Annotated in this window: 19 protein-coding genes and 1 pseudogene; 17 read left to right on the top strand and 3 right to left on the bottom strand. The window is 68.0% G+C overall.

The window, feature by feature from the left end; genetic code table 11:
- The first annotated feature begins 40 nt into the window (after window positions 1–40).
- From AB8P05_RS20825 to AB8P05_RS20860, 8 genes and pseudogenes are all read left to right on the top strand, one after another.
- Complete coding sequence (locus tag AB8P05_RS20825) at window positions 41–934, top strand: ABC transporter ATP-binding protein (protein WP_472760181.1); 894 nt, start codon at window positions 41–43, stop codon at window positions 932–934.
- Window positions 934–2,877, top strand: coding sequence for an AMP-binding protein (locus tag AB8P05_RS20830; protein WP_472760182.1), 1,944 nt, complete (start codon window positions 934–936; stop codon window positions 2,875–2,877). Before AB8P05_RS20825 ends, AB8P05_RS20830 begins: the two co-directional genes overlap by 1 nt.
- A 186-nt stretch (window positions 2,878–3,063) precedes the next feature.
- Window positions 3,064–3,951 (top strand): branched-chain amino acid ABC transporter permease, encoded by an 888-nt coding sequence (locus tag AB8P05_RS20835; RefSeq protein ID WP_455174441.1) that lies wholly within the window; start codon window positions 3,064–3,066, stop codon window positions 3,949–3,951.
- Window positions 3,952–3,958: 7 nt separating this feature from the next.
- Window positions 3,959–5,032: a branched-chain amino acid ABC transporter permease gene (locus AB8P05_RS20840; RefSeq protein WP_455174440.1), complete on the top strand. Its 1,074-nt coding sequence runs from the start codon at window positions 3,959–3,961 to the stop codon at window positions 5,030–5,032.
- Window positions 5,033–5,085: 53 nt separating this feature from the next.
- A complete protein-coding gene (locus AB8P05_RS20845) occupies window positions 5,086–6,378 on the top strand; it encodes an ABC transporter substrate-binding protein (protein WP_472760183.1) in 1,293 nt (430 codons plus the stop codon).
- A gap of 72 nt (window positions 6,379–6,450) precedes the next feature.
- The gene (locus tag AB8P05_RS20850; RefSeq protein ID WP_455174438.1) at window positions 6,451–7,305 is read left to right on the top strand and encodes an ABC transporter ATP-binding protein; all 855 of its coding nucleotides are present in this window, start codon (window positions 6,451–6,453) and stop codon (window positions 7,303–7,305) included.
- Window positions 7,306–7,519: 214 nt separating this feature from the next.
- Window positions 7,520–8,749, top strand: a complete 1,230-nt coding sequence (locus AB8P05_RS20855; protein ID WP_472760184.1) for a phenylacetate--CoA ligase family protein — start codon at window positions 7,520–7,522, stop codon at window positions 8,747–8,749.
- A 110-nt stretch (window positions 8,750–8,859) separates the two neighbouring features.
- Window positions 8,860–9,188, top strand: a pseudogene (locus tag AB8P05_RS20860) (helicase-related protein); the annotation flags it as partial.
- Here AB8P05_RS20860 and AB8P05_RS20865 read toward each other — a convergent pair.
- Both AB8P05_RS20865 and AB8P05_RS20870 read right to left on the bottom strand, forming a co-directional pair.
- Window positions 9,107–10,981, bottom strand: coding sequence for an acyl-CoA dehydrogenase C-terminal domain-containing protein (locus AB8P05_RS20865; RefSeq protein ID WP_472760185.1), 1,875 nt, complete (start codon window positions 10,979–10,981; stop codon window positions 9,107–9,109). The pseudogene AB8P05_RS20860 and the gene AB8P05_RS20865 overlap by 82 nt on opposite strands.
- 46 nt (window positions 10,982–11,027) lie before the next feature.
- Window positions 11,028–12,572, bottom strand: coding sequence for a fatty acyl-CoA synthetase (locus AB8P05_RS20870; protein WP_472760186.1), 1,545 nt, complete (start codon window positions 12,570–12,572; stop codon window positions 11,028–11,030).
- A gap of 237 nt (window positions 12,573–12,809) precedes the next feature.
- Between AB8P05_RS20870 and AB8P05_RS20875 the strand changes: the two genes are divergently transcribed.
- Genes AB8P05_RS20875 through AB8P05_RS20885 form a run of 3 tightly spaced genes read left to right on the top strand, consistent with a single transcriptional unit; the run spans window position 12,810 to window position 15,714 of the window.
- On the top strand, window positions 12,810–13,466 hold the full coding sequence (locus tag AB8P05_RS20875; RefSeq protein WP_472760187.1) for a TetR/AcrR family transcriptional regulator: 657 nt from the start codon (window positions 12,810–12,812) through the stop codon (window positions 13,464–13,466).
- Window positions 13,467–13,525: 59 nt separating this feature from the next.
- Complete coding sequence (kce, locus tag AB8P05_RS20880) at window positions 13,526–14,458, top strand: 3,5-dioxohexanoate:acetyl-CoA acetone transferase (RefSeq protein ID WP_472760188.1); 933 nt, start codon at window positions 13,526–13,528, stop codon at window positions 14,456–14,458.
- Window positions 14,459–14,496: 38 nt separating this feature from the next.
- Window positions 14,497–15,714: an ABC transporter substrate-binding protein gene (locus tag AB8P05_RS20885; RefSeq protein WP_472760189.1), complete on the top strand. Its 1,218-nt coding sequence runs from the start codon at window positions 14,497–14,499 to the stop codon at window positions 15,712–15,714.
- Between the two features lie 38 nt (window positions 15,715–15,752).
- Here the strand turns inward: AB8P05_RS20885 and AB8P05_RS20890 are convergent, their stop codons facing one another.
- Complete coding sequence (locus AB8P05_RS20890) at window positions 15,753–16,463, bottom strand: TetR/AcrR family transcriptional regulator (protein WP_472760190.1); 711 nt, start codon at window positions 16,461–16,463, stop codon at window positions 15,753–15,755.
- Window positions 16,464–16,613: 150 nt separating this feature from the next.
- Here AB8P05_RS20890 and AB8P05_RS20895 point away from each other — a divergent pair, with 150 nt between their 5' ends.
- The 6 genes from AB8P05_RS20895 (at window position 16,614) to AB8P05_RS20920 (ending at window position 22,606) form a co-directional block, all read left to right on the top strand.
- Window positions 16,614–17,387: a glucose 1-dehydrogenase gene (locus AB8P05_RS20895; protein WP_472760191.1), complete on the top strand. Its 774-nt coding sequence runs from the start codon at window positions 16,614–16,616 to the stop codon at window positions 17,385–17,387.
- A gap of 25 nt (window positions 17,388–17,412) precedes the next feature.
- Window positions 17,413–18,609, top strand: coding sequence for an acyl-CoA dehydrogenase family protein (locus AB8P05_RS20900; protein ID WP_472760192.1), 1,197 nt, complete (start codon window positions 17,413–17,415; stop codon window positions 18,607–18,609).
- On the top strand, window positions 18,606–19,652 hold the full coding sequence (locus tag AB8P05_RS20905; protein ID WP_472760193.1) for a phosphotransferase family protein: 1,047 nt from the start codon (window positions 18,606–18,608) through the stop codon (window positions 19,650–19,652). The genes AB8P05_RS20900 and AB8P05_RS20905 overlap by 4 nt, the downstream gene beginning before the upstream one ends.
- Window positions 19,649–20,047, top strand: coding sequence for a DUF6285 domain-containing protein (locus AB8P05_RS20910; RefSeq protein ID WP_455174427.1), 399 nt, complete (start codon window positions 19,649–19,651; stop codon window positions 20,045–20,047). The genes AB8P05_RS20905 and AB8P05_RS20910 overlap by 4 nt, the downstream gene beginning before the upstream one ends.
- On the top strand, window positions 20,044–20,757 hold the full coding sequence (locus AB8P05_RS20915) for a histidine phosphatase family protein (RefSeq protein ID WP_472760194.1): 714 nt from the start codon (window positions 20,044–20,046) through the stop codon (window positions 20,755–20,757). Before AB8P05_RS20910 ends, AB8P05_RS20915 begins: the two co-directional genes overlap by 4 nt.
- 259 nt (window positions 20,758–21,016) lie before the next feature.
- Window positions 21,017–22,606, top strand: a complete 1,590-nt coding sequence (locus AB8P05_RS20920; RefSeq protein ID WP_472760195.1) for a tetratricopeptide repeat-containing sulfotransferase family protein — start codon at window positions 21,017–21,019, stop codon at window positions 22,604–22,606.
- Window positions 22,607–22,608 lie beyond the last annotated feature (2 nt).

A 22,608-nucleotide genomic window follows, 5' to 3' on the forward strand; every position in this document is an offset into this window, starting at 1 on the left:
GTGACCCCGAGAAGCGGTACCAACAGCAACGGAGGAGGAAATGTCCGGCGCGCCCGTCGCACCACACCCCGGCCCTGGCCAAAATTCCCTTGGCCAGAATTCGCCCACCACCCAGGCGGAGACCATCTTCGAGGCTCGGGGCGTCAATCTGCGCTTCGGGGGCGTCCATGCGCTGACCGACGTCAGTTTCGGCATCCGTAAGGGCGAGTTGTTCTCGATCATCGGCCCGAACGGGGCCGGCAAGACCTCGATGGTCAACTGCATCTCCGGCCGCTACCGGCCGACCGACGGCAAGGTCTATTTCAAGGGCCGCGACGTGACGGGGATGACCCCGAACCATCGCGCCTCGCTCGGCATCGGCCGCACCTTCCAGAATCTGGCGCTGTTCGGTCACATGACCGTGCTCGACAACATCATGGTCGGCCGCCACCACCTGCTGAAGAACAACTTCCTGACCGGGTCGCTCTACTGGCTGACCGGCGCCAGGAAGGAGGAGCTGTCCCACCGCCGCGAGGTGGAGGAGATCATCGACTTCCTCGAAATCCAGCATGTGCGCAAGGCGACCGCCGGCACCCTGTCCTACGGCCTGCGCAAGCGGGTGGAGCTGGCCCGCGCCATGGCGCTGAAGCCGGACCTGATCCTGCTGGACGAGCCGATGGCCGGCATGAACCTGGAAGAGAAGGAGGACATGGCCCGCTACATCGTCGACCTGAACGAGGAGTTCGGCATGACCGTGGTCATGATCGAGCACGACATGGGCGTGGTCATGGACATCTCGCACCGGGTGATGGTGCTGGAATTCGGCAAGAAGATCGCCGAAGGCAGGCCGGAGGAGGTCCTGGCCGATCCCCGCGTGCGCCGCGCCTATCTGGGTGAGGACGACGAGGAAGAGGCGCCCGCCGCCGTTCCGCCCGTCCGGAAGGAGGTCGCGTGATGTCGAACCTCAATCTTCCCGATCTGGCCGTCCACGACACCCTGCCGAAGCTGGTTGCCCTGCATGCCCGCGAGCATGGCGGCGACATCGCCATGCGCGAGAAGGATTTCGGCATCTGGCGGACCTTCACTTGGGGGCAGGTGCATGCCCGTGTGCGTGCCTTCGCGCTGGGTATGACCAAGCTCGGCGTCGTGCCGGGCGAGGTCGTCGGGCTTCTCGGCGACAACCGTCCCGACTGGGTGATGGGCGAGGTCGCGACCCATGCGGTCCGCGGCTACAGCCTGGGCATCTATCGCGACGCGCTGGACGAGGAGGTCGCCTACCTCATCACCTATGCCGACGTGAAGGTGGTGTTCGCGGAGGACGAGGAGCAGGTCGACAAGCTGCTGAACCTCGCCGACCGGCTGCCGACGCTGCAGCACATCATCTATTCCGACCCGCGCGGCATGCGCAAATACCACGATCCCCGCCTGATGCCGGTCACCGATCTGGTGGCCATGGGCGAGGAACTGCTGGCGCAGCAGCCGGACCTCTACGACCGCATGGTGGCGCAGACCAAGGGCGAGGACGTCGCCATCCTCTGCACCACCTCGGGCACCACCTCGAACCCGAAGATGGCGATGCTGCCGGCCGGGCGCCTGATCCGCCATGTCGCCAGCTACCTGTCCGCCGATCCCAAGGGGCCGGAGGATGAATATGTCTCCGTCCTGCCGCTGTCCTGGATCATGGAGCAGGTCTATGCCGTCGGCATGGGCATGGTGTCGCGGATGCGCGTGAACTTCGTCGAGGAAGCCGAGACGATGATGCACGACTTCCGCGAGATCGGGCCGACCTTCGTCCTGTTCGCGCCGCGCCTGTGGGAGGCCATCGCCGCCGACGTGCGCGCCCGGATGATGGACGCCTCGCCCTTCAAGCAGAAGATGTACGATCTCGGCATGAAGCTGGGGCTGGAGGCGCTGGCGAAGGGGCAGCGGTCGGCGATGGCCGACGCGATCCTGTTCAAGGCGCTGCGCGACCGGCTGGGCTTCACCAACCTGAAATCGGCGGCGACCGGCGGTGCCGCGCTCGGCCCCGACACCTTCAAGTTCTTCCAGGCGCTGGGCGTGCCGCTGCGCCAGATCTACGGCCAGACCGAGACGATGGGCGCCTACACCGTCCATCGCGGCAACGACGTGGATTTCGACACGGTCGGCGTGCCCTTCGACGACGGCATCGAAGTGAAGGTGATCGACGCCGACCACAACGGCGTCGGCGAGATCGTCACCCGCCACCCCAACATGTTCGCCGGCTATTACCGGAACGAGAAGGCGACCGTCGCCGACATGCGCGACGGCTGGATGCACACCGGCGATGCCGGCTTCTTCGACAAGAAGGGGCATCTGGTCATCATCGACCGCATCAAGGACATTGCCACCACCGCCAAGGGCGACCGCTTCAGCCCGCAATACATCGAGAACAAGCTGAAATTCTCGCCCTATGTGGCCGAGGCGGTGATCCTGGGCGACAAGCGCGACTATCTGTCGGCCATCGTCTGCATCCGCTTCTCCATCGTATCGAAGTGGGCGGAGAAGAACCGCATCGCCTTCACCACATACTCCGACCTGTCGTCGAAGCAGGAGGTCTACGACCTGCTGCGGGCGGAGGTGGAGCGGGTGAACCAGACGCTTCCCGAATACCAGCGCATCTCCAAGTTCCTGCTGCTCTACAAGGAGCTGGACGCCGACGACGGCGAACTGACCCGCACCCGCAAGGTGCGCCGCGGCGTCGTCGCCGAGAAGTACGGCACCATCATCGACAGCATCTATGCCGGCCAGCCGAAGATCGACGTCGACACGACCATCGCCTTCCAGGACGGCACCAAGCAGCGCATCCGCACGACCCTGACCGTCATCGACCTGGCTCCGGCCGCTGAGGTGAAGAAGCCGCAGCCGGTTGCGGCGTGAGGAGACTGCGATGCACACCGCCAATCACACCCTCTCCCGCCCCGGGAGAGGGAAGGGGCCCATGCGCAGCATGGGAAGGGTGAGGGGGCCGGCAAGAAACGCGCGCCCTGATCCTTGCAGCACCCTCACCCGGCCCTTCGGGCCACCCTCTCCCGGGGCGGGAGAGGGACAGAACGAGGCCACGCCATGACCCTTCTGTTTCAGCTTCTCGTCAACGGCCTGATCGTCGGCGCGCTGTATGGCGTGGTCGCCATGTCCTTCGTGCTGATCTACAAGGCCAGCCGCATCGTCAACTTCGCCCAGGGCGAATTCCTGCTGATCGGCGCCTGGACCTGCTGGTGGCTTCTGACCAGCTGGCAGCTGCCCTTCTGGATCGGCTTCCCGATCACGCTGGCCTTCATGCTGGCATTCGGCGTCATCCTGCAGATCGTCGTGCTACGGCCGATGATCGGCGAGCCGATCATCTCCGTCATCATGGTGACGATCGGCCTGTCCATCGTCTTCCAGGCGGCGATGAAGTGGATGTTCGGCGTCTTCGCCAAGCCCTTCCCGCCGATCTTCGCCAGCCCCACCGTCAACCTGTTCGGGCTGGAGGTGCAGACCGTCTACGTGATGTCGCTGCTGATCTCGATCCTGATCATGGCGGGCTTCGGCTGGTTCTTCAAATATTCGCGGACCGGTCTCGCCATGCGGGCCACCGCCTTCGACCAGCAGGTGGCGCAGTCGCTCGGCATCTCCGTCCGCCACATGTTCGCGATGAGCTGGGCGATCTCCGCCATGGTGTCGGCGGTGGCCGGCGTCACGGTGGGCGTGGTCAACGGCGTGTCGTCGGCCTTGTCCTTCTTCGGCATCAAGGTGTTCCCGGCGGTGATCCTCGGCGGTCTCGACAGCGTCATCGGTGCTGTGGTCGGCGGCCTGATCGTCGGCGTGCTGGAGAATGTGGCGCACTACCTGGACAGCCAGTGGCTGAACTGGGGCAACATGTACGAGATCGCGCCCTTCTACGTCCTGATCGCCATCCTGATGATCAAGCCCTACGGCCTGTTCGGCACCAAAGACATCGAGCGCGTGTGAGGCCCAAATGGCGAACGTCAGCATCATTCCGAGTGGTGATTTCAAGACGTCCTACGGGACCGACACCACCATCTTCCCGACCAAAACCAGCCGCAACTTCGCGATCCTGGGCGTGGTCCTCCTGCTGGCCTGCCCGGCCTTCATGGACCGCTACTGGCTCAGCCTGTTGATCCAGATCGGCTATCTCGGCATCGCAGCGCTCGGCCTGAACATCCTGGTCGGCTTCACCGGCCAGATCTCCATCGGCCATTCCGCCTTCTTCGGTTTCGGCGCCTTCGCCTCGGCCTGGCTGAACAACAGCCTGGGAGTTCCGGTGGCGCTGGCCATCCCGCTGGCCGGCCTCGTCACCACCATGGTCGGGCTGCTGTTCGGCATGCCGGCGGCACGGCTGAAGGGCCTGTACCTCGCCATCGCCACGCTGGCGGCGCAGTACATCCTGCAGGACTTCTTCGCCCGCGCCGACTGGTTCACCGGCGGCACCGCCGGCACCATCGCCGAGCCGCTGACCCTGTTCGGCTTCGCCTTCGACACCGACGAGAGCTACTTCTACGTCGTGCTGGTGGCGATGGTCGTGATGTACATCCTGGCCACCAACCTGATGCGGACCCGCGACGGCCGCGCCCTGGTGGCGGTGCGCGACCATTACCTGTCCGCCGAGATCATGGGCATCAACCTGACGAAGTACCGGACGATGTCCTTCGGCATCTCCGCCTTCTATGCAGGCATCGGCGGCGCCCTCTACGCCCACTACCTGCAGTTCGTGTCGGTCGAGGGCTTCACCATCCTCTTCTCGATCCAGTTCCTGGGCATGATCATCATCGGCGGGCTGGGCTCGATTATGGGCACGCTGATGGGAACCGCCTTCATGGTCTTCCTGCCGGAGGCGATGCAGGCGCTCACCAAGCTGGTCAGCGGCACCGCCATCGACGCCGCGCTGAACCTGAAGGACAACATCGCCTTCCTGCGCGAGATGTCGATCGGCCTCGTCATCATCCTGTTCCTGGTGTTCGAGCCCGACGGGCTGGCCCACCGCTGGAAGCAGATCAAGGCCTACTGGAAGCTCTATCCCTTCTCGCACTGAGTTTCGACGCTTTGCCGGTCAACAAACAGAACAGAATGGGGAGTCAACGCACCATGTCGATCAAGACCGCGCTTTTCGCCACCACTGCCGTTACTGGCGCGCTCCTGCTGGCGACCACCGCCACCGCTTACGCCGACATCCCGGTCGGCCATCTGGCGGACCAGTCCGGCGCCACCTCCGACGTCGGCGTGCCCTATGCGCAGGGCGTGGCGGACGCGCTCGCCTACATCAACTCCAAGGGCGGCATCAACGGCACCAAGCTGGCCGTGGACACCGTCGACTACGGCTACCAGGCGCCGCGCGCCATCAGCCAGTACAAGAAGTGGTCGTCGGGCAGCGACAAGATCGCGGCCCTGCAGGGCTGGGGCACCGCCGATACCGAGGCGCTGACCGGCTTCGTCGGCAAGGACGAGATCCCGGCCTATTCGGGCTCCTACTCCGGCCACCTGACCGATCCGACCGGCAAGGGCCCGCACGGCTCCAAGCCGGCCCCCTACAACTTCTTCTACGGTCCGTCCTATTCCGACGCGCTGCGCGGCATGCTGATGTGGGCGGCCGAGGACTGGAAGAAGCAGGGCGGCCAGGGCAAGCCGAAATACGTCCACATGGGCGCCAACCACCCCTATCCCAACGCGCCCAAGGATGCCGGCGAGCAGCTGGCCAAGGAGCTGGGCTTCGACGTCCTGCCGGCCGTGCAGTTCGCACTGACCCCCGGCGACTACACCGCCCAGTGCCTGACCCTGAAGCAGGCCGGCGCCAACTACGCCTATCTCGGCAACACCGCCGGCTCCAACATCTCGGTGCTGAAGGCCTGCCAGACGGTCGGCGCCAAGGTGCAGTTCATGGGCAATGTCTGGGGCATGGACGAGAACGCCGCCAAGGCCGCCGGTGCCGCCGCCGACGGCGTGGTGTTCCCGATGCGCACCGCGGTGACCTGGAACGCCGAGGTGCCGGGCATGAAGACGCTGAAGGACATTTCCAAGATGTCCGACGCGTCCGGCAATGCCTACCGTCCGGTGCACTACATGGCCGGCGTCTGCACCGCCTTCATCATGAAGGAGGCGATGGACTGGGCGTCGAAGAACGGCGGCGTCACCGGCCCGAACATCCGCAAGGCCATGTACCAGAAGAAGGACTGGGTCCCGGCCGGGCTTGAGGGCGTCTGCGTCCCCTCGACCTGGACCGAGAACGACCACCGCGGCATGACGGCGGTCAACATCTACCGCGCCAAGGTCGGCGGCGACACCGGCGCCGGCGTGGACGAGCTGGTCAAGGCCGGCACGATCAAGCTGGAGAAGCTGACCACCGTCGACGTCCCGCGCAAGCCGGAATGGCTGGGCTGGTAAGTCGATAAGCACGCGGCGCCTCCGCTTCTCCAGGCGGGGGCGCCCCCTTCTTCCGAACAGTTCAGGTGCCGCATGCAGACCACCGCCACGGCCGCTTCGACCAACGCTCCAGTTGTGCCGCCCGTCACGGCTGCGAAGCGGATGATGCTGTCCGTCAACAACATCGAGGTCGTCTACAACGACGTGATCCTCGTGCTCCGCGGCCTCAGCCTGGAGGTGCCGGAGGGCGAGATCGTCGCCCTGCTGGGCGCCAACGGCGCCGGCAAGTCGACGACGCTGAAGGCGATCTCCGGCCTGCTGAAGACCGAGGACGGCGAGGTCACCCGCGGCGACATCACCTTCGCCGGCGAGCGCATCAACGGCATCGACCCCGACCAGATCGTCCGCAAGGGCATCTTCCAGGTGATGGAGGGCCGGCGCATCATCGCCGACATGACCTGCCTGGAGAACCTGCGCCTGGGCGCCTACACCCGCCGCGACAATGGGGTTAAGGACGACCTGGACATGGTCTTCAGCTATTTCCCCCGGCTGAAGGAGCGCACCGGCCTTGCCGGCTATCTCTCCGGCGGCGAGCAGCAGATGCTGGCGATCGGCCGCGCGATGATGGCCCGGCCGAAGCTGATCCTGATGGACGAGCCCAGCATGGGCCTGTCGCCGCTGATGGTGAAGGAGGTGTTCAGCATCGTCCAGCAGATCAACAAGGACCTCGGCGTCACCATCCTCCTGGTGGAGCAGAACGCCCGCATGGCGCTGCAGGCGGCAACCCGCGGCTACATCATGGAGAACGGCAAGGTCGTGCTGGACGGCACCGCCGAGGAGCTGCGCAACAACGAGGACGTGAAGGAATTCTACCTCGGCGGCGGCAACGAAGAGCGCAAGAGCTTCAAGAACCTCAAGAGCTTCAAGCGGCGCAAGCGCTGGATTTGAGTGGGGAGGCGGGGTGCCGGCTTCGATGCCCCCTCCCTAACCCTCCCCGCTCTCGGCCGGCCGAAGGCCGGTCCGATCGCGGGAGAGGGAACTGCCGCCGCTCCTTTGCAAAACTCCCGCAAAGCTCCTGCCCCCTCTCCCGCGGAGCGGGGAGGGATGGGGAGGGGGCAATCCCCCACGTCACCTCGGCCGACCCCTGAACGGACGAACGACCATGACCGACTTCTACGACGACCTCGAAACCCGTTCCTCCGACCGGCGCGAGGCCGAGCAGTTCGCGGCGCTGCCTGCCCATCTGCACCACGCCAAGGATGCCGCCCCCTATTTCCGCCGGCTGCTGGCCGATGTGGACCCGGCGTCGATCCACGACCGGGCGTCGCTCGCCACCCTGCCGGTGACGCGCAAGGCCGAACTGATCGCGCTGCAGCAGGAAAACCCGCCCTTCGGCGGTCTGGCAGCGGTGGAGATCGGCCGGTTGGCCCGCGTCTTCGCTTCGCCCGGCCCGATCCACGATCCGGAGCCGCATGGCACCGATCCCTGGCGCAGCGCCCGCGCGCTGTTCGCCGCCGGCTTCCGCGCCGGCGACCTCGCCCACAACTGCTTCGCCTATCACCTGACCCCGGCGGGTTCGATGTTCGAGACGGGCGCGCACGCCATCGGCTGCGCCGTCATCCCCGCCGGTACCGGCAATACCGAGATGCAGGCGCAGGTCGTCGCCAGCCTGAAGCCGCGCGGCTATATCGGCACGCCCGACTTCCTGAAGATCATCCTGGAGAAGGGCGACGCGCTGGGGCTCGACGTCTCGTCGATCCGCATCGCCGCCGTGTCGGGCGGGCCCTATCTGCCCGACGCCCGCGCCTTCTACGAGGCGCGCGGGCTGGAGGTCTACCAGAGCTACGGCACCGCCGACCTCGGCATCGTCGCCTACGAGACCGCCGCCCGCTCGGGTCTGGTGGTGAACGAAGGCTGCATCGTCGAGATCGTCCGGCCCGGCACCGGCGACCCGGTTCCCGACGGCGAGGTGGGCGAGGTGGTGGTGACCATCTTCAACCCGGCCTATCCGCTGATCCGCTTCGCCACCGGCGACCTGTCCGCAGTCCTGCCGGGCACCAGCCCCTGCGGCCGGACCAACATGCGGCTGAAGGGCTGGATGGGGCGCGCCGACCAGACCACCAAGGTCAAGGGTATGTTCGTTCATCCCGGTCAGGTTGCCGAGGTGCTGCGCCGCCATCCCCAGCTTTCCCGCGGCCGCCTCGTCGTCGGCCGTCAGGACGCCAGCGACACCATGACGCTGCGCTGCGAAGCGGAGGAGACCGGCGAAGCCCTGGCCGCCGCCATCCGTGAGACGCTGGCGTCGGTGACCAAGCTGAAAGGGTCGGTGGAGTTCGTCGCGCCGGGCAGCCTGCCCAACGACGGCAAGGTGATCGACGACACCCGGGGCTGAGCCATCGCCTGTTCCGCACGCCCATCGAAAAGCATGGCGACGCCGAGCGGCAGCGGGTGCTGGCCCGCCGCGTCCGTCCCTTCCTGCTGCGCCGGACCAAGGAGGAGGTGGCGGCGGAGCTGCCGCTATTCCTCATCAGCCTGAAGGCCGGCGGCACCGGGCTGAACCAGACCGCCGCCGACACGGTGATCCATTACGACCCCTGTGGAATCCGGCCGTCGAGGACCAGGCGACCGACCGCGCCCACCGAATCGGTCAGGACAAGCCGGTCTTCGTCTACAAGCTGGTCACCACCGGCACGGTGGAGGAACGCATGGTCCAGCTGCAGGAGCGCAAGCGCCGGCTGGGCGAGGCGGTCTACGACCCGGACCGGACGGCGGAGGATCTGCTGACCGCCGACGATCTCGACTTCCTGCTGGCGCCCATCGACGGGGAGTGATCCCCGTCACCCCCGATGGCGTCCAGCTCGGCCGGCAGGCCGGGGTCGTACAGGCTGTCGTGGCCGTTGCGGATGCGCTGGTCCAGCGCCGCGGCCTCGGGCAGGAGACGCTGCGCGAAGATGCGGGCGAGGGCGATCCGTCCGTCCAGATAGGCCCGGTCGTACCCCTGCGGCCGGCGCGCCGCCGCGGCCGCCGTCAGCCCCCACATCCAGCCATAGGTCACCAGCGCCATCAGCCGCAGCGTGTCGGTCGCCGCCGCCGCCGGGGCGAGCGGACTCTGCGCACCCGCCTCCGCCAGCCAGGACACCACCCCGCGCAGCCGCTCCGCCGCGTCGCGCAGCGGGCCGGCGATGTCGCGGGTGAGCGGTTCGGCCTCCAGGTCGCTGGCCGCCGCGTCGATGGCCGCGAACAGGCGGGCGACCGGCCGGCCGCCATGCAGGGTCAGCTTGCGCTGCACGAGGTCGAGCGCCTGGACCCCGTTCGTCCCCTCATAGATCTGCGTAGCCCGCACGTCGCGGACCAGCTGCTCCACCCCGTTGTCGCGGATATAGCCGTGGCCGCCCATGACCTGCTGCGCCAGCACCGCCGCCTCGAAGCCGAAATCGGTGCCGGCCGCCTTGATGACGGGGGTCAGCAGGGCCGCCCAGTCCTCCGCCTCTTCCCTCACGGCGGGATCGATGGAGCGGTCGGCACGGTCCATCCACAGGGCGGTCCAGGCGGCCAGGGTCCGGCCGGCATCGGTCAGCGCGCGGGCGGTCAGCACCATCCGCCGCACATCCGGCAGGTGGATGATCGCATCGGCCGGCCGGCCGGGATTGCGCGGCCCGTCGGGCGCCCGGCCCTGCTCGCGCTCGCGCGCATAGGCCAGGGCGGATTGCGCGGCGCATTCGCCGACGCCGATGCCCTGGATGCCGACGAACAGCCGCTCGTGGTTCATCATGGTGAACATGGCCGGCAGGCCGCGGTGCGGCTGCCCCACCATCCAACCCACCGCCCCCTCGTAGGACACCACGCAGGTGGGCGAGGCGTGCAGGCCCATCTTCTGTTCCGACGACAGCACCGACCAGCCGTTGCGGGACCCGTCCGGCAGCCGCTTCGGCACCAGGAACAGGCTGATTCCCCGCGTGCCCGGCGGCGCGTCGGGCAGGCGCGCCAGCACCAGATGCACGAGGTTGTCGGTCAAATCGTGGTCGGCCGAGGAGATGAACATCTTCTGGCCGGTGATACGATGGCTGCCGTCCGCCGTCGGTTCCGCCCGCGTGCGCAGCAGGCCGAGGTCGGTGCCGGCATGCGGCTCGGTCAGAGCCATGGCGCCGGTCCAGTCGCCGGAGATCATCCGCGGCAGATAGGCGTCCTTCAGCGCGTCGTCGGCATGGGCGGCGATGGCGCGGATGGCGCCCTGGGTCAGGCCGGGCACGATGCTGAAGGCGAGGTTGGCGCCGCACACCATCTCCGTCACCAGCGTGTCGAGCAGCGCCGGCATGCCCTGCCCGCCATAGGCGGGGTCGCCGGCCAGCCCGTTCCAGCCGCCCTCCCGCCACGCGCGATAGGCGTCGGCGAAACCGGCGGGCATGCGCACGCCGTCGGCCTCGACCCGCACCCCCTCCTCGTCGCCGGAGCGGTTCAGGGGGAGCAGCACCTCCGCGGCGATGCGGCCGGCCTGGGCCAGCACGTCGTCAAACAGGTCGGCCGACATATCCTCCCACCCCGCCTCCGCCAGCACGGCGGGCGCATGGAGCACCTCATGGACCAGGAAGCGCATGGACTGGAGCGGCGGCTGATACACGGACATGGTTGTGCTCCTCAGTTCCGCAGCCTTGAGTACGGCCAAAAACCGCTCAGGCGCTGTTGGACTTGCGCAGTTCGCGTTTCAGCAGCTTGCCGGCGGTGTTGCGGGGCAGGGCGTCGAGGAACTCGATCCGCTTGGGCACCTTGAAATGGGCCAGATGCTGGCGGACATGGGCGACCAGCTCCTCCTCCGTCGCGGTCTGGCCGTCGCGCAGCACGACGAAGGCGCTGATCGCCTCGATCCATTTCGGGTCGGGCAGGGCGACCACTGCCACCTCCGCCACCGCGGGATGGGTGTAGATCGCTTCCTCCACCTCGCGGCTGGCGACCAGGACGCCGCCGGTGTTGATGACGTCCTTGATGCGGTCGACGATGTAGAGATAGCCCTCCTCGTCGAAATAGCCGACATCGCCGGAATGGAACCAGCCGCCGGCGAACGCCTCCGCCGTTTCCTGCTCCTTGCCCCAATAGCCGACCATCAGCTGGGGGGAACGGTGGACGATCTCGCCATGGGTGCCCGGCGGCACATCCTTCATGTCGGGATCGACCACCCGCGTCTCGACATTCAGCACCGGACGCCCCGCCGACGCGGGGCGCGCCTCATGCTCCTCCGGCCGCAGGACGGTGGCGAGCGGTCCGATCTCGCTCTGGCCATAGCAGTTGAAGGCCTGGGCGTTGGGCAGGCGCTGGCGCAGCTCCTGCAGAACCGGCACCGGCATGATCGAAGCGCCGTAATAGAGCTTGCGCAGCGACGTCAGGTCGTGCGCGTCGAAATCGGCATGGCGCAGCAGCCCGACCCACACCGTCGGCGGCGCGAAGAAGGAGGTGATGCCGTGGCGCTCGATCAGCTCCAGGCAGCGTTTCAGCGCCGGGGCCTGGATCAGTCGCGTCGTCGCCCCGATCAGCAGCTGCGGCATGACGAACACATGCATCTGCGCCGAATGGTAGAGCGGCAGGGCGGCCAGGGAGCGGTCGTCCTGGTCCAGGCGGCAGCTGTAGATGCAGCTCTGATACTCCGCCAGCAGCGCGCCGTGCGTCATCATCGCCCCCTTCGGCGCCGCCGTGGTGCCGGAGGTGTAGAGAAGCTGCGCCACGTCGTCGGCACGCACCGCCGCATCGACCTCCGCCGGGGCCGTCTCGTCGAGCGCCACCGCCAGGATGTCCAGGCCGCCGGCATCACCGCCCGTCAGCGTGCCGAACCGCTCCACCCGGCCGGCGGCGCGCACGCCCTCCAGGTTGGCGGCGAGGTCGGGGTCGTGCAGCACCATGCGGGCGCCCGACTGCTCGACGATGTAGGACAGCTCCTCTCCGGTCAGGGCGTAGTTGATCGGCACATGGATGAAGCCGCCGACCGCGCAGCCGAGCCACGCGATGACATAGGCGTCGGAATTGCGGCCATAGGCCGCCACCCGGTCGCCGGGGCGCATGCCGAGATCGCCCAGCCGCCGCGCCACCCGCAGTGCCGCCCGGTGCAGGCCGGAAAAGCTCCAGTCCCGCTCCTCGTAGGTCAGGGCGGTCCGCGTCGCGTTGCGCCGGGCGCTGCGGGCGAGTGCCGCGCCGATGCTGTCGGTCCGGGCGATGGCGATGCTGTCCATGCGTTCCTCCTCCCCACTGTTTGTGCCATCAACATACTTGTTGGAAGGCATGTTACTTGAGAGTAGGATGAGGCAGATCGATGCGGTGGTCAACAGTATGTGTGGCGATCAATCGGCCATTACCGCCGCGGCCGCCGCTGCGGCCTTCGGGGCGATGGACAGAAGCGGAGGGGAATGCAAAGGCTGGAGGATGACCGCGTGCCGGAACGGAGTGATGACGCGATGCAGGAAGCCCCGATGCAGGAAACTTTGGACAGCGGTTCGCCGTGGAAGGCGTCGGCCGACCGGCAGTCGGAACGGGAGGCGAAGCGCGTCGCCGTTCTGCGGACGGCGGCGCGGGCCTTCAACGAGATGGGCTACCACAACACCTCGCTGGACGACATCGCGCGGCGCCTGAACGTCACCAAGCCGACCATCTACTATTACGTCAGGAACAAGGAGGAGATCCTCTTTGAATGCGTGCGCATCGGGCTGGAGATGCTCGACGAGGCTTCCAACGACGTGATCGGCCATGACGGCAGCGCCTATGAGGAGCTGATCGCGGTGATGCGCAAATATGCGGAGATCGTCACCATGGACTTCGGCATGTGCGTGATCCGCGTCGGCGAGGAACCGCTGACGGAGGAAAGCCGCCGCACCCTACGGTCCCTGAAGCGCAACATCGACCGCAAGTTCCGCCGCCTGATCGAACGCGGCATCGAGGAGGGCAGCATCGCCCCCTGCGATCCCAAGATCGCCGCCTTCACCGTGGCGGGGGCGCTGAGCTGGATTGCCCGCTGGTACCGGCCGAACGGCGGCCTCAGCCCGAACGACATCGCCGCCCAATGCATCGACCTGCTGATGAACGGTCTGGGCAAGGGCGGAGCGTCCGGGGCCGTGCGCCCGCCGCCCTGACGCGGCCGACCTGATGCCGGCTGGCCCCGACATCACCAAAAAAGAGGGAGGAGACACCCATGAAACGTGCCGACAAGGTCATCATCACCTGCGCGGTGACCGGTTCCATCCACACGCCGACCATGTCGCCCCATCTGCCGGTCACGCCGGACGAGATCGCCCGCGACGCCGTGGCGGCGGCGGAGGCCGGGGCGGCGATGCTCCACCTGCACGCCCGCGATCCGGACACCGGCAAGCCCTCGCCCTCGCCGGACCTGTTCATGGAGTTCCTGCCGCGCATCAAGCAGCAGACCGCCGCCATCCTGAACATCACCACCGGCGGCGGGCTGGGCATGACGCTGGACGAGCGGCTGGCCGCGGCGAAGCGGGCGCAGCCGGAAGTGGCGTCGATGAACATGGGGTCGATGAACTTCAACATCTCCGGCGCCGCGTCGAAGTTCGGCAGCTTCAAGCACGACTGGGAGAAGCCCTATCTGGAGTCGACCACCGACTTCATCCTGTCCAACACCTTCGCCCAGATCGAGCGCGGCATGCGTGAACTGGGCGACGTCGGCACCCGGTTCGAGTTCGAGTGCTACGACGTCGGCCATCTCTACACCCTCGCGCATTTCGCCGACCGCGGCATCGTCAAGCCGCCCTTCTTCACGCAATGCATCTTCGGCATCCTCGGCGGCATCGGTCCGGATCCGGAAAACCTGATGCACATGAAGGCCACGGCCGACCGGCTGTTCGGCAACGACTATTACCTGTCGGTGCTGGCCGCCGGGCGCCACCAGATGTCCTTCGTCACGCTGAGCGCCATCCTCGGCGGCAACGTCCGCGTCGGGCTGGAGGACAGCCTCTATGCCGGCAGGGGCAAGCTGGCGACCTCCAACGCCGAGCAGGTCGCCAAGATCCGCCGCATCCTGGAGGAGTTGAGCCTGGAGATCGCCACGCCGGAGGAAGCGCGCGCGATGCTGCAGACCAAGGGCGGCGACAACGTCGCCTTCTGACCGTCCGAAAAAACAAACCAACAGGGAGGAAACACTCAATGAAACGCTGGATTCTGGCCGCCGGTGTCTGCTCGGCCGCGCTGATCGCCGGGGCGGCTCAAGCCTCCGCCCAAGCCCAAATCTCCGATGGCAAGGTCAAGATCGCCGTCCTCAACGACATGACCGGCGTCTATGCCGACCCGACCGGCATGGGCTCGGTCGAGGCGGTGCGGATGGCGGTGGAGGAGATGGGCGGCAAGGTCGCCGGCAAGCCGGTCGAGGTGGTCTTCGCCGACCACCAGAACAAGCCGGACATCGGCGCGTCGCTGGTGAACAAGTGGATCGACACCGAGCAGGTCGACGTCATCGTCGATGTCCCGACCTCCTCGGTCGCGCTGGCGGTGCAGGACATCACCAAGCGCAAGAACCGCGTCTTCCTGATCTCCGGCGGCGGTGCCGCCCAGCTGACCGGGGAGGCCTGTTCGCCGACCACCGCGCACTGGACCTACGACACTTACGCGCTGGCCCAGGGCATGGGCAAGGCGGGTGCGAAGATCCTGGGCGACAGCTGGCACTTCCTGACCGTCGACTACGCCTTCGGCCATGCGCTGGAGCAGTCGTTGACCGAGGTGCTGAAGGCCAACGGCGCCAAGGTCACCGGCTCCGTCCGCCACCCGCTGAACACCGCCGACTTCTCCTCCTACCTGCTGCAGGCGCAGGGGTCGGGGGCGAAGGTCATCGCGCTCGCCAATGCCGGCGGCGACACCGCCAACTCGATCAAGCAGGCGCAGGAGTTCGGCCTGCCGCAGGGCGGCCAGACCCTGGCGAGCCTGCTGATGTTCCCGACCGACGTGCATTCCCTCGGGCTGCAGGCGGCGCAGGGGCTGGTGCTGATGGATGGCTGGAACGCCGATCGCGATGACGATGCCCGCGCCTTCGCCAAGGCCTATATGGCGAAGACCGGCAAGATGCCCAGCATGATCCAGACCGGCAGCTATTCGGCCGTGCGCCATTACCTGAAGGCCATCGAGGCCGCCGGCACCGACGAGGCCAAGGCGGTGATGGCGAAGATGCGCGAGACGCCGGTGAACGACGCCTTCGCCAAGGGCGGCACGCTGCGTGCCGACGGCCGCATGGTCCACGACATGTACCTGATGCAGGTGAAGAGCCCGGCCGAATCCAAGGGGCCGTGGGACTATTACAAGGTGCTGACCACCATCCCCGGCAACGAGGCCTACCGCCCGATGGACAAGGGCGGCTGTCCACTGGTGAAGTAACCCGGCAGTCCGGACGGCAAGGCGCTTTCCCCTGCGGATCAGCGCCTCGCCGCCTGGACCATCCTCAGTCCCACCGCCGCCTCGACGAAGGCGATCAGCTGCTCGGCATAGAGGTCGGGGGTGACGTCGCGGCGGCGGTGCTTGGCGCGCTTCACGTACCAGTCCTGCAGCATCGGCTTGATGAGAACCGCGGCCATCGTCACGTCCGGCACCGCGAACAGCCCGCGCGCGACGCCGTCGGCCAGCGCGTCGGCGATCATCGATTCCGTCATCATCTCGCTGCTGACTGCCAGCTCGCGCCCTTCCTTCGAAAAGGCTTTCGCCTCCATGTAGGCGAAGACGAACCAGGGGTGCATCGCCTCGGTCAGATACAGGTGCGTCTCCAGAAGCCAGCGCAGCCGGCCGGCGGGATCCTTTGCAAGCGCCTCCGGCGGCCGGCCCAGCACCTCCTCCACCACGCCGACGACCTGGCCCAGGATCATCATCAGCAGCGTGTCCTTGCTGTCGAAATAGGCGTAGAGCGCGCCCATGCTCAGCCCCGACTGTTCGGTCAGGTCGCGCAGGCTCATGGAATGGAAGCCCTTGCGGTTCGCCAGCGTCAGCGTCGTTTCCACGATGCGCGCGAGGTTGGCGATGGCGACCGCCGGCTTCTTCACCCGGATGGTCGCGGCATGGCGTTCCAGGATGCGGGCGCACAGCGCCTCCATCGACAGATCGTGCCGGGCCTGGAACTCCTGAAAGCTGCTCATGCGGTCGGGTCCTATCGTTCGTGACGCCAATCGTTCTTGCACAACACGGCCGTCAGGGATATAAAGCGAGCGCTCGCTCGTTTTTTTCAAGAGCGCTGTTCGGAGCGCCCGCGGCACCGCCCACCAAAAATCCCAACCAGGGGAGGAAGCATGAGCTTCACCATCGACCTGACCGGCAGGACGGCGCTGGTCACCGGCGCGTCGAGCGGCCTGGGCCGCCATTTCGCCGGGGTCCTGGCAAAGGCGGGCGCCCGCGTGGCGCTGGCCGCCCGGCGCACCGACGCACTTGCCGAGACGAAGGCCGCCATCGAGGCCGCCGGCGGCACCGCCCTGGTCGTCGCGATGGACGTCACCGATCCCGCCTCCGTCGCCGCGGCGGTGGCGCAGGCCTGGGACGGGCTCGGCCGCATCGACATCCTGGTCAACAATGCCGGCGTGACCGCCACGAGCCCCTTCCTCGACATGAGCGAGGAGGAGTGGGATCGGGTGATCGACACCAACCTGACCGGCTGCGCCCGGGTCGCCCGCGAGGTGGCGCGGCGCATGCGCGATGAGGGAGACGGGCAGGGCGGTTCCATCGTCAACATCGCCTCCATCCTCGGCATGCGGGTGGCCGGCCATGTGTCGTCCTACATCGCCGCCAAGGGCGGTCTGGTGCATCTGACCAAGGCGATGGCGCTGGAACTGGCCCGCCACGGCATCCGCGTCAACGCGCTCTGCCCCGGCTATGTCGAGACCGAGCTGAACGCCGATTTCTTCGCCAGCGACGCCGGCAAGGCGCTGGTCAAGCGCATCCCGCAGCGCCGGCTGGGCCGGCTGGCCGATCTGGACGGGCCGCTGCTGCTGCTGGCGTCGGATGCCGGCGCCTACATGACCGGATCGATCCTCGCCGCCGACGGTGGCCATCTGGTGTCCTCCCTATAAAGCCTGTAAAGAACGGAGCCGTTCCATGGACTTCACCCTTCCCGCGGGGCTGGAAGACACCCGCCGCCGCGTGCGCGCTTTCGTCGAGGAGGAGATTCTTCCGGTCGAGGCCGACCGCGCCAATTGGGACGAGCACGAAAACATCGCCGAAGCCCCGCTTGCGACCTTGCGCGCCAAGGCGAAGGCCGCCGGCCTGTGGACGCTTCAGCTGCCGAAGGAGGTCGGCGGGCAGGGCCTGCCGATGGTCGGCGTCGCCGCCTGCTACGAGGAGATGAACCGGTCGATCTTCGGCCCCGTCTGCTTCAACGCCGCCGCCCCCGACGACGGCAACATGCGGCTCTTGAGCATGGTCGGCACCCCGGCCCAGAAGGAGCGCTGGCTCGCCCCCATCGTCGAGGGCCGGGTGCGCAGCGCCTTCGCCATGACCGAACCGCATCCCGGCGGCGGCTCCGACCCGTCGATGATGAAGACCAGGGCGGAGCGCAAGGGCGACCGCTGGGTCGTCACGGGCCGCAAATGGTTCATCACCGGGGCCGACGCGGCGCAGCATTTCATCCTGATGGCACGCACCTCCGACGATCCGCGCAAGGGGCTGACCGCCTTCCTGTTCGACAAGGACCAGCCCGGCTGGCGCATCGAACGCCGCATCCCGATCATGGGTCCGGAGGAGCATGGCGGCCATTGCGAACTGATCTTCGACGGTCTGGAGATCCCGGACGAGAATGTGCTGATGAAGGTCGGCGACGGGCTGAAGGCGACGCAGATCCGGCTGGGTCCGGCGCGCCTGACCCACTGCATGCGCTGGACCGGCCTTGCCAAGCGCTGCCTGGAGATCGCCGCCGCTTACGTGAAGGAGCGCGAGAGCTTCGGCATGCCGCTGGCCGAGCATGAGGGCGTGCAGTGGATGCTGGGCGAGACGGCGATGCAGATCGAAATCGGCCGGCTGCTGACCATGAAGGCCGCCCACGCGCTGGACAGCGGCAGCTATGCCCGCAAGGAGGTGTCGATGGCCAAGGTCCAGGTCGCCGACACGCTGTTCAAGGCGGCGGACACGGCGATCCAGCTCTGCGGCGCGCGCGGCTATTCCAAGGACACGGTGCTGGAATGGATCTACCGCTACGCCCGGCAGGCCAAGCTGGTCGACGGCGCGTCGGAGGTCCACAAGATGGTGCTGAGCCGCAGCTATCTCGCCGAGGGCGACGATTTCTGGGGCTGGCGATGAGCGGCGGCGACACCCATCTGACCGCCGACCGCAAGGCCGTGCTGGAATCCTGGCTGGTCGGGCAGGCCGGCGCCAAGTCCGTGACGGTGATGGAGGAGGGGCGGCTCAGCGGCGGCGCCATCTCCCTCAATCTGGCGGTGACGTTGGAGATCGACGGCGGGCCGCTGTCCGGCCGCCACCCTTGCGTGCTGCGCACCGGATCGGCGTCCGGCGTCTCGGCCAGCCTGGGCAAGGCGGAGGAGGCCGCGGTCCTGCGCGCCGTCTTCGCCGCCGGCGCCACGGTGCCTGAGCCGCTGTTCGTCGGATCGGACCCGGCGATGCTGGGCGCGCCCTTCTACATCATGCGGCGGGCGGCGGGCGTCGCTGCCGGCTTCCGCATCGTCAGGAACGACGCGCCGCAGCGCGAACTGGCGCGCGAACTCGGCCGGCAGCTCGGCCTGATCCACCGCGTGCGGCCGGGAACGGCGGGGCTGGAGTTCCTGGCCCGTCCCGAACCGACGGCGGCGCTGCAGGCCGTGGCCGACTTCCGCCGCTGGGCCGGGCGCTATGCCGGGACCGATCCGGTGCTGGCCTATGGCCTGCGCTGGCTGGAGCGGAACGCGCCTCCCGCGGGCGACCTCGTGCTGTGCCACCGCGATTACCGCACCGGCAACTACATGGTCGAGGGCGGGCGACTGTCCGCCATCATCGATTGGGAGTTCGCGGGCTGGTCCGACCCGATGGAGGATCTGGGCTGGTTCTGTGCCGCCTGCTGGCGCTTCGGCCGCAACGACCGCGAGGCCGGCGGCATCGCCGACCGCGCCGACTTCTATGCCGGCTACGAGGAAACCGCCGGCCGCAGCGTGGACCCGCAGGCCGTCGCCTATTGGGAGGCGGCGGCCTGCATGCGCTGGGCGGTCATCGCGATCCAGCAGGCCGACCGCCACATCTCCGGCACCGAACCGTCGCTGGAGCTGGCGCTGACCGGGCGGATGCTGCCGGAGATCGAAATGGACCTGCTGCTGCACCTGGACGCCGTTGCGGCGCGCGGAGGATTCCAATGATCAACGACGATCCCAAGGCCGGCGACCTCGTCGCCATCGCGCTGCGCAGCTTCCGCGAGACGATCCTGCCGGTGATCCCCGCCGACCAACGCTTCACCGCCCTGATGATCGCCAACGCGCTCGGCATGGCGGAACGGGAACTGGCGGCCGGCAACAAGGCCGAAGCGGCGCTTGCCGACGCGGTCGGCGGTCTTCTGGACGCCAAGGGCGATCTGCCGGCGCTGCTGCCCCGGCTGTGCACCGACATCGACACCGGCCGCTTCGACTTCCCCGAACGACAGGCTGCCCTGCGGGCGGTGCTGAAGGACATCACGCGGGCGAGGCTGGCGGTGAGCAACCCGAAGCGGTTGGCGGCGGAAGCGCCGAAACCCGAAACGTCGGGATCGGTGAGATGAGCCTGTTCGCCCCGCTGGCCGGCACCGTTGCGCGGCGTCGCCTGTACCTGCTCCGCCACGGGCATGTCGCGTACTACGACGCCGACGGCAAGCCGCTGAACCCGAAGCTGGCCGCCCTGACCGACCGTGGCCGCGAGGAAGCGGGTGCGGCCGGCCGCCTGCTCTCCGCCGTGCCGCTCGACCGCGTGCTCTGTTCCGGCCTCGCCCGGACGCGGCAGACGGCGGAGCTGGTCGCCGAACCGCATGGCTTGGCGGTTGAGGATCACCCGGCCTTCCTGGAAATCCGCGCCGGGCGGCTGGCCGGCGTGCCAAAGGAGAAGCGCGAGGCCGCCTATGTCTACGGCTTCGACGCCGCCACCGAGGATGGCAGCTTCGCCGGCGGCGACGGCTTCGCGGCGGTCCGCGACCGGGTGGTGTCGGCCATCGAGGCGCTGGTGCGCGAACCCGGCTGGACCCATCTGGCGCTGGCCGCCCATGACGGGGTGAACCGCATGCTGCTGTCCTGGGCCTGCGGGGCGGGGCTGTCCGCCCTGTCGGCGTTCGAGCAGGATTACGGCTGCATCAACATCATCGATGTCGATGTGGCGGACGGCCGTGTGCTGCGCCGCCTGATCCGCGCCGTGAACCTGACCCCCGGAAACCCGGCAAAGCTCGGCCTGCACCGCACCAGTTTGGAGGAGGCCTTCGGCCCGCTGCTGAATCTGGACTGAAGGTGTCGGGCCGAACCGCCCCGAAGGATTCGGACGTTACACTGCTTCGCCAGGAGGCATGTCGCCTCGCTGCCGAGATACAGGCCCGGCCGGTCGCTGGCGCTGCTGGACGAGATCGCCCGGAGCGCGCCAGGAGTCCAGCCGATGACCCATCTTGAGATAGTTGATCGGCCAAGGATTGCCGTCGTTCAGGCTCTTCACTATCCTCCGCAGAACCAAGCCCCATGCGGGCGTCCAACCCTCCTGGCGCCCGCCCCTCATGCCGACAATACCCATCGACCGTCCGAGCGCCACCCCCGACGCCGCGGTGCTGGAGCGGCGGTTGCGGGCCGCACCGGACGACGTTGCGGCGACGCAGGAGCTTGCAGGACTTCTGTTCCGAACGGGCCGGGCAACGGAGGCCGAGCCTCACGCCCGAAATGCGGTTCGGCTGGCCCCGGAGAGCGCGCGCTCCCATCTGCTGATGGCGTTGGTGCTGTCCGATACCCGCCGGCCGCAGGCCGCCGAGTTTCATTACCGCCGTGCGCTGGCCCTGGCGCCGCCGGACGCCGCGACCCTGGCGAATCTCGCCTGGAGCCTGACGCAGCAGGGCCGACCGGATGAAGCCCGGCGGACCTATCGGCTGGCCGTGGCGCTGCACCCGTCCATCGCCCTGACATGGCACGGCTGGGCACAGACCGAGGACGCGGCCCGCGATCTTCCCGCCGCGCTACGCTTCGTCGAGCGCGCCCGACGTCTCGATCCCGGCCATCGTGGCGCCGACACCTTCGCGGCGGCCCTGCTGGCCCGGCGCGGCGACCCGGAGCAGGCGCTGGCGGTGCTCGACACCGCGGCGGCACGGCACGGCGCCGACCCCGACGCGCTGCTGGAGAAGGGACGCGTTCTTGACCGGATTGGCCGCCACGACGAGGCGTTCGCCGCTTTCGCCGCCGGCAAGGCTCTGCTCCGGCAGGCCGGGCGTCGTTACGGCGAGGAACCGGCGGTGGACCTGATCGCGCGCCTCGCCACCTTCTTCGTCGCGCCGCGCCTGCGCCTGATGCCGCGACCGGACACGCCCACAGGCGGGGTCGCCACCGGGACGCAGCCGGTTTTCATCGTGGGCGCCCCGCGCTCCGGCACCACGCTGGTCGAGCAAATCCTGTCCTGCCATCCCGCCGTCGCCGCAGGGGACGAACTGCCGTCCCTCGGGGCGGTGGTCCAGGCACTGCCGCAGATTCTGGGCAGCCCGCTGGCTTATCCCGAAGCGTTGTCGGAGCTGTGGATGGGCGACCAGCGCGACGGGCTGGAGCAACTGCGCGACGCCTATCTGCGCCATGCCCGCAAGCTGGTCCCGGTCAAGCCCGGCCACACGCTGTTCACCGACAAGATGCCCTTCAACGAAACGCATCTCGGCCTGATCGCGCTGATGTTTCCCGCCGCCCCGGTCGTTCATGTGCTACGCCATCCGCTGGACGTGGTGCTGTCGATGATGGGGACCAACCTGACCCACGGCTTCCATTGCGCCAACGATCCGGAGACGGCGGCCCGCCACGTCCTGCGGGTGTTCGATCTGGTGGAGCATTACCGGCGCGAGATGCCAATGCGCTACCTGCCGCTGCGCTATGAGGATCTGGTACGCGAGCCGGAACCGGCGGTGCGGCGGTTGCTGGGCTTCCTCGGGCTGGGCTTCGACCGACGCTGCCTGCGCTTCGAGGAGAACCGGCGCTATGCCCGCACGCCCAGCCACGCCCAGGTCGCGGAGAAGCTCCACAACCGATCCATCGATCGTCACCGCGCCTATATGACCCATCTGAAGCCGGTGATCCCGATCCTGGAGCCGGTCATTCATGGGCTGGGCTACAGCCTGTAGCC

The sequence above is a fragment of the Azospirillum sp. VT-I1 genome, from assembly GCF_055698305.1.